6 protein-coding genes are annotated in these 7,921 nt (G+C 48.1%); 3 read left to right on the top strand and 3 right to left on the bottom strand.

The annotated features are described in order from the left end of the window. Positions 1-1,441 (bottom strand): CRTAC1 family protein (locus tag HKN79_11100; protein ID NNC84113.1); only part of this gene is annotated, 1,441 nt, incomplete at its 3' end. Positions 1,442-1,619: 178 nt separating this feature from the next. Here HKN79_11100 and HKN79_11105 point away from each other — a divergent pair. Together HKN79_11105 and HKN79_11110 are read left to right on the top strand one after the other, a co-directional pair. Beyond that, on the top strand, positions 1,620-2,642 hold the full coding sequence (locus HKN79_11105) for a histidine kinase (GenBank protein ID NNC84114.1): 1,023 nt from the start codon (positions 1,620-1,622) through the stop codon (positions 2,640-2,642). Between the two features lies 1 nt (position 2,643). Then, positions 2,644-3,345 carry a response regulator transcription factor gene (locus HKN79_11110; protein NNC84115.1) on the top strand — a complete coding sequence of 234 codons (702 nt, stop codon included), beginning with the start codon at positions 2,644-2,646 and terminating at the stop codon, positions 3,343-3,345. A 107-nt stretch (positions 3,346-3,452) separates the two neighbouring features. Here HKN79_11110 and HKN79_11115 read toward each other — a convergent pair whose 3' ends face one another. Next, on the bottom strand, positions 3,453-4,121 hold the full coding sequence (locus HKN79_11115; GenBank protein NNC84116.1) for a hypothetical protein: 669 nt from the start codon (positions 4,119-4,121) through the stop codon (positions 3,453-3,455). A gap of 195 nt (positions 4,122-4,316) precedes the next feature. Between HKN79_11115 and HKN79_11120 the strand changes: the two genes are divergently transcribed. Beyond that, positions 4,317-6,653 (top strand): TonB-dependent receptor, encoded by a 2,337-nt coding sequence (locus HKN79_11120; protein ID NNC84117.1) that lies wholly within the window; start codon positions 4,317-4,319, stop codon positions 6,651-6,653. Between the two features lie 8 nt (positions 6,654-6,661). On the opposite strand, the gene HKN79_11125 is transcribed toward HKN79_11120, so the two are convergent. Continuing rightward, positions 6,662-7,921, bottom strand: a 1,260-nt coding sequence (locus tag HKN79_11125; GenBank protein ID NNC84118.1) for a DUF5110 domain-containing protein, incomplete at its 5' end; no start/stop codon positions are given.

Consider the following 7,921-nt stretch of genomic DNA (forward strand, 5'->3'; position numbering starts at 1 on the left):
CATTCACTATCTGATCGGCCTCCAGACCTTCTAGTTGTTGGATGATTCCCGAGGGCCACTCTATGCGGATGGATTCGACCGTAGTAGCATCCCCTAATCCGAAATGAACGATCAGGCTGTTCTGACCGCAGTACCCCGTCTGGGCGGATACTTCGCGCAACTGCGTGACATTCTCCCCTCCGAGAACTGCATAGCAATAGACCTTCGCTCCAATGGCCGATCGATTGGACTGTACCCCTTCCAGACGCATTTCTAACCAGTGATTTGAATTACCCAGATTCTTGTAGAGGTAATTGGACTGGGTCTCGTCTTGCCAATTCGCAACTATCAGATCCTGGAATCCATCGTTGTTATAGTCTCCCCATGCACATCCATAGGATGAACCGCTGTCTATGGCCATGGGTTCCGACATCACTTGCTGGAAATCTCCATTACCTAAGTTCTCATATAGGAAGTTGTTCAGGTCGGTCTGACAGAATCCGTTGGTCACGAATAGGTCAAGATCGCCATCGTTATCATAGTCCGCGAAATTGCTGGAGAATGAGCATCCTCCACCGCCTTCCCATGGCCCCTCTACAGAGCTGAATTCACCCTCACCGTCATTCAAGAAAAGCTGATTGTCCTGGTCATAATTGGCCAAGAAGACATCCTGATCCCCGTCATTGTCTACATCCGCCCATGAGCTGCTCATCGTGGTCAATGCATCGAGTACGAGTCCATTTCCAAGCACTTTGACGAACTCGAAATCTCCATCATTCCTATACAGGTCGTTGACCTGACCATTCTCATTAGTGACGTAGATATCCATATCGCCATCCATGTCGTAATCGGTCCACGTCACATTGCGGGAGTAATCCAGATCCGAAGTGGGAACGATATCATCCAATTTCTCAAAATAGCCGGTACCCGTATTTCTGAAGAGTTGGTTTCTCCGATTTCCTGCGCTGTTGGTCACATAAAGGTCGAGCAGACCATCGTTATCAGCATCGCCCCATGATGCGGTCTCAGAATAGGTATTGGAGGTGCTCACCAGACCGGTATCGATCTCTATGAAGGCTCCAGTGCCATCGTTCTGATAGAGGAGATTCGGCACATTGTACCAGTTGACCGTGAAGATGTCTATCCAGCCATCATTGTCATAGTCTGCACAGCTGCTTCCGTCCGAGGGGCTATTGTCATTGGTCACCGGTCCATCCAGCAATTGGAATTCATCTCCATCCAGGTTGAGATAGAGCATGTTATCCTCTCCTCCTGAGGTGCCGTTGGTGATGAGAATGTCCTCCAGACCGTCATTATCCACATCCAGGAAGTTGCAGCTCCTTGAGCCAGATGGTGTTTCGACCAATGGACCGATCTCTATTTTTTGGAACAATGCCTCTTGACCTGAACCTGAACATGCGATCAGATGGACTAAAAGTATAAGGGATAGTAGACGGATCATGTCTGAGTTATTTCTTCAAATGTGTCTCAGATCATGTGCATTTACAAGTACTTAGGACTACACGTCAGCTTCCTGACCACCAATGGTCTGTCAACAGATACCGATACCGTTGATATCCGATTTCCGGTCGTTCGTACACGAGAATTTCCCGACTCTGATCCTGGACCTATATTGCAGTATGAACCGTTGGGGCGTACATCTCATATTCTGGACGGTCTATGCGCTGATACGCATAGCGGCCCTCGGACTCTACAACATGGAATTCCATGATGTAAGCCTCATGGTCCTCTTCGAGATGCCCATCGCTATGGCCTTGACCTATTATCTCTCCTATCGCATCATCGCTCCCTTGCTACAAGAGCAGCGATGGCGACTCATCGTTCCCGCAGTATTGGCATTGGGTGCTGCGCTATTGATGCGCAGGATACTGATGCAGGAACTACTCTATCCTTGGTTGTATGCTGAAGAATACACATTCGAATTCTTGGATGTCTATCGTTTTGCGGGATACTTCTTGGAATATATAGGGATCATCGGGCTCTTCAATGCCTTCAGATTCTATCGGGACTGGAAGAAAGAGAAACTACGTGCAAGCAGACTCCGAGAGGAGAAAGCGGATGCACAACTACAAATGCTGAGAGCCCAGGTCAATCCACATTTCCTCTTCAATACCCTGAATTCCATTTATCATGAATCGCTCAAAGGATCGGAGAAGACCCCTGAGATGATCATCGAACTCTCCGATCTCCTGCGTTTCGTACTGGAAGACTGCTCGAAAGAATTCATCCCATTATCGCGTGAGGTGGAGTTGATCCAGAATTATATACGTATCGAGCAGGGCCGGCATGGGGAACATTTGAAATGCAACGCTCAATTCCAACTCGAAAAGGAGAGTATGGTCCCTCCTATGCTCATCTTTTCACTGATAGAGAATGCCTTCAAGCATGGTGTCAATGGAAGTGATAAAGAGGTCAACATAGATATTGATATCCGCTCCAAGGCTCAGGCAGTGGAAGTAGAGGTCAAGAATCCGTTACATGCTCATGTCAAGGAAGTGGAGAAACACTCTCTCGGGATCGGGCTGAAGAATACACTCAAACAATTGGAGCTCATTTATCCCGATGGCTTCACCTACCGCGACCATGAAGTGGATGGAGAGCATGTGGCTTATATGAGAATGCCCACAGGACCGACCATGTAGCATGAAGAACTGTGTGATCATAGAGGATGAACAGCCTGCTATAGAACTACTGAGCAGCTATCTGGAAAAGGTCCCGGATTGGCAATTGGTACAGGTATGTCGCAATGCCATCGAAGCAGCTGAATATTTGAGAAGCCATTCGGCCGATATACTCTTCGTGGATATAGAGATGCCTATGCTCTCTGGAATAGAATTCAACCAATCATTGACGGATCCACCTCTTTGCATCATCACCTCTGCCCATGTAGAATATGGGGTGAAGGCCTATGATCTCAACGTATTCGATTATCTGCTCAAGCCCTATTCTTTTGCACGACTTCTTCAGACTTACAACAAGCTGAATGAGAAGGAGGATCGACCCGCAGAAACACTTCCTAGCTCTGTAGATACCTACATCATTCTCAAGGAGAAAGGTCAGAATAAGCGGGTCAATATCGAGGATATCCTATTTGCCGAAAGCCAGCGATCATATGTGGTCTTGACGACCGTGCAGGGAGTGATCCGATCCAAAATGACATTGAATTCGTTGGAGTCATCACTGCCTAGCGAGATGTTCATTAGAGTGCATCGCTCTTTCATCGTGGCACTCAAAAAGGTGGACAGCTTCAATCAGAATAAAGTCCAGATCGGAGAAAAGAGTCTTCCCATCGGAAGACTATATAAGAAGGATGTGAGAAGTAGACTGGATGGGGTAAAGGACTGATTGAATCCGATGGCGAGATAGATTCTTCGACTAGAGCTCGTCTGAACAAAAAAAACCGCCCAGTAATACTGAGCGGTAGAATTTCTTTTCAGGTGATCGAGAGATCATCAATCATCGTCATCATCGTCTGAATCATCGTCTTCGTCATCATCGGAGTCGTCATCCTCATCATCATCTGAGTCGCCATCATCGTCATCGTCTGAGTCTCCTTCCCCATCGTCATCATCATCTGAATCTCCGTATCCATCGTCATCGTCATCCGAGTCGCCATCATCGTCATCGTCCGAGTCTCCTTCCCCATCGTCATCATCATCTGAATCTCCGTACCCATCGTCATCGTCATCCGAGTCCCCATCATCGTCATCGTCCGAGTCCCCATCATCGTCATCGTCAGAGTCTCCGTACCCATCGTCATCGTCATCCGAATCTCCTTCTCCGTCATCGTCATCATCTTGTGGATCATCATAGTCGATCACCACATCATCACAGAATTCATTGAATGTCACAGAAAGACCGGATTCTACCTGTACGAAGTACAGCAAGGTGCTGTCCGGTTCTTCGATGAAGGAACCAACCAATACGATGCTATCGCCTTCCAACAGAGGGAAGATGGAGTCACCGAAACAAGGTGGTAGGCTGAGCACTTCGATGGTATCACTGAGAAGCGGCATACCACTCGAATTTGAAGTATTCAGATTATTCAGCACCTCGTATTTGGTGCAACCGAATGCTAATAGGATGATGCTAAAAAGGCTCAGAAAGTAGGTATAGCGCATGAAATGGTCTTTGAATTCCGACCAAAGATACACTAAGAGCGAGTTCGAGTCCAGTCCTTAGAATTCAGTGGAATTCGCTTATAAACCTCTCACATGGCTTGATTGCAGTTCATCCAGCTCATGTCCGTTCCATACACTTTTCGAATTCTCAGTTGAGAATAACCACATATTCAAATTACCCTAGATCATCCTACCATGAGAATTCGAAGTGCTCTTCTGCTCGTATCGATTGTCGTGACGCTGTCAGGCCTCGCTCAGCAACACCGCTTGCAAGGGACCGTGCTCGAATCCCGTTCGGACCAGTTTCTGGAATTCGCAACGGTGGTCCTATTGTCGCCTGTCGATAGCTCCTTGGTGACCGGAACTACTACCGATGACCAAGGGCATTTCGAAGTGCTCGCACCCAGTGGGCGCTATATCCTCAAGGTCGAGTTCATAGGTTTTCGCCCTCTATTCTTGGATGACCTCTCATTGGATTCAGATCTGACCTTGGACCCTATCCGATTAGAACCAGATGCGCAATTATTGGACGCGGTGGATGTCACCGCTGAGCGATCGAGCATCGAATTCAAACTGGATAAACGGGTATTCAATGTAGGTAAGGATATCACCTCCAAAGGGGGCTCTGCGACCGATGTATTGAGCAACGTGCCCTCTGTTTCAGTAGATGCTGCCGGAGAGGTAAGCTTGAGAGGCAACACAGGTGTGCGCATCCTGATCAATGGCAAACCCTCTGTACTCACAGAGAATGGAGGTCTGGAGACTATACCCTCAGATAACATCGAGAAGGTGGAAGTGATCACCAATCCGTCCTCCAAATACAATGCAGAAGGGACAGCAGGAATCATCAATATCATCTTGAAGAAGAACAAGCAAGGGGGGTTCAGTACGGCCATCACCGCTACGGCTGGCATTCCAGATGACCAGAGTCTCAATCTGAACCTGAACTATAAAACGGATGTCTTCAACGTATTCTCCAATTTCAGGTATGGCATCAGAGAATTCTTGGGCTACAGTGAATTCCTAAGGAGATCGTATAATGGAGAGGAACTTGTTTCTATGCTGGATCAGCGCACTGATGTGACCAGACAGCGCTCGGTATTGAACATCTACATCGGAGGCGATTACTATATCGACCCCAACAATACCCTGACACTCAGTTTCTACCATCGGAATAATGTGAGCAAAAGTTTCTCCGATTACATCTATCGCCAATTGGATGCAGATATGAGCACCGATACCATCATCACGGCTTATGAATCCTACAGAGAACCTCAGCGCTCGAGTCAGATCGAATTGAACCATGTCATGGATTTTGAGAAGGAAGGACAACAACTGACCTTCAACCTACAGTACGATTTCTGGAATGATGATGACAACGAATTCCTCACGCAGGAATTGACATTTCCCGAGCAGTCGCCTCTCTTGGAACTACGTAGTAGGGATGTGGAAAGCAGTAAGGACTTCATTTTCCAATCCGATTTCACCCTTCCATTGCGTAAGGATGAGAAACTGGAATTCGGTACGCAAGGTGAGATTCGACAGATAGACAGTGATTATGAGGTGATCCAATCCGATGTTCTGATAGATAGCCTGGATAATTACTTGGATTACTACGAGGATATCATAGGTGTATACACCCAGTATGGCAATAGCCGGAATAAACTGCAGTATCAGTTGGGATTGCGTGTGGAGTACGCTTACACCCGTAGTGATGATACCAAAGAGCAGTTCATCACCGATAAACGGTATACACGTCTCTTCCCCACTGCACATCTGACCTATAGATTCACTGAATCCTCTAATGTCCAATTAAGTTATAGCCGCAGGATACGCAGGCCTAGATTCTGGCAACTGAATCCATTTGGTGGCATCTCGGATACTCGGAATATCCGCATCGGAAATCCGGACCTCAATCCTATGTACACCAATTCATTCGAACTGGCATTCTTAAAGCGTGGCGAGAAGATCACCTTCAATCCGTCCATCTACCATCAATATACCACCGATCTTTTCCAAATGGCCGTCAACCGGAATGCCGAGGGGGTGCTGATCGCTCAGAGTATCAATGCTGGGACCGAAGAACTACTCGGAGTAGAATTGATAAGTACCTATAGTCCAAAACAATGGCTTCGACTGACCCATGAAGTGAATTTCTTCGCCTTCCGCCAAGAAGGACTCTTCGATGTAGAAGGGAAAAGCTGGACATCTAATCTCATGTCAGTAGTACGTGCCAAGAAATTCAGCGCTCAGTTGGGACTTCGATATCGCGCACCACGCAAGACCGGACAGATCGAGCGATATGGCCAGTACTGGGTAGACCTAGGTGCGAGTCAAGACCTCTGGAACGATCAAGTGACCATTGCCTTCAACTTTAGGAATATCATGGACTCCAGGACCAACCCCGAACTCGTGATCGGTGACGACTATACCTTGGACCGGGTATTCGTATGGTCTGGCAGACGTGCTATGATCACCGCTACATATCGATTCAATCGCAAGAAGAGCGATCGAGACCGATTACCTGATTAAACTTTTCCTTAGTCCGTATCTGATTCCACTCGCACCTCCTCGAATCCGATCGGGATCTCGATGGTCAGGCTTCCATTCTCCGTACGATCGAAGCTGGCCTTGGACTTGATACCATCGATACTTATCTGCTCCGCCTCAAAAGGCAGACCGATCAATTCCAATCTCGCTTTGGTATAAGAGGGTTTGAATCGACCTCTGAGGTGCTGACGGATGAGCACATCGGTCTTGCTACCCACAGTGGTCAAAGTGCGGATGTTGAAGAGGCCTTTTTTGTACTCGTACCCATCTCCGGCATCCTCATAGATCTCACTTCTAGTCTTCTTCTCGCCATAGAATATCTTCAGTGTCAGTACGTCTACCTCCTTCTCCCCAACATACTGCATGACCGGATATTCCGGGATGACCGATCCTGCTCGCGCAAAGAGCGGCATGCGGTCGAGAGGTGTCGGTACACTCTGCTCGCGCTTTCCTTCATATCGCGTATGGTCGAAATAGTCATACCATCGACCTTTTGGGAAATACATATATCGGCTCTGCACTCCGGGTTCGTTGACCGGGCATACGAGTAGGTGATCCCCATATAGGAATTCCTCATTGCGGTTGAGCGTATCCTTATCCTGGACATCTACGAAGGCCAAGGGTCTGAGCATGGGAGTACCAGCAGTACTGTTCTGCCAGAAGGTGGAATAGAGATAGGGCAAGAGGCGATAGCGGAGTTCGATGAACTTACGCGAGATGTCTTCAGCCTCTTTGTTGAATGACCACGGCTCTTGCGCTCCATGGTCGCCCGAACTGTGTACGCGCATCATAGGGTGGAACACGCCCAACTGCATCCATCGGATGAACAGCTCCGATCCTGGATGTTCTGTGAATCCTCCGATATCGCTTCCCACGAAACTATGTCCACTGATGGCCATGCGCTGACACATGATATTGGCCAGCCACAGGTGTTCCCAGTTGGCGATATTATCTCCGGTCCAAGTAGCTGAGTAGCGCTGTGTACCGCTATACATACTGCGGGTGATTACGAAAGGACGATTGGGACGACCGTGGTCCTTCAGACCGTGATAGGTCGCTCTAGCCATCTGCATTCCATATACATTATGGGCCTTGCGGTGGCTGCATGGATGACCATCGTAATGATGCCTGACATCAGGTGGGAAGGTCTTGCTCTCCACCTTGAATACCGCAGGTTCATTCATGTCATTCCACACTCCGCGTACACCGATATCCCTATCAACTCCTTGAACAGGTCGGCCCACCATGCT

It is taken from the genome of Flavobacteriales bacterium (assembly GCA_013001705.1).
Taxonomy (GTDB): Bacteria; Bacteroidota; Bacteroidia; order Flavobacteriales_D; family JABDKJ01; genus JABDLZ01.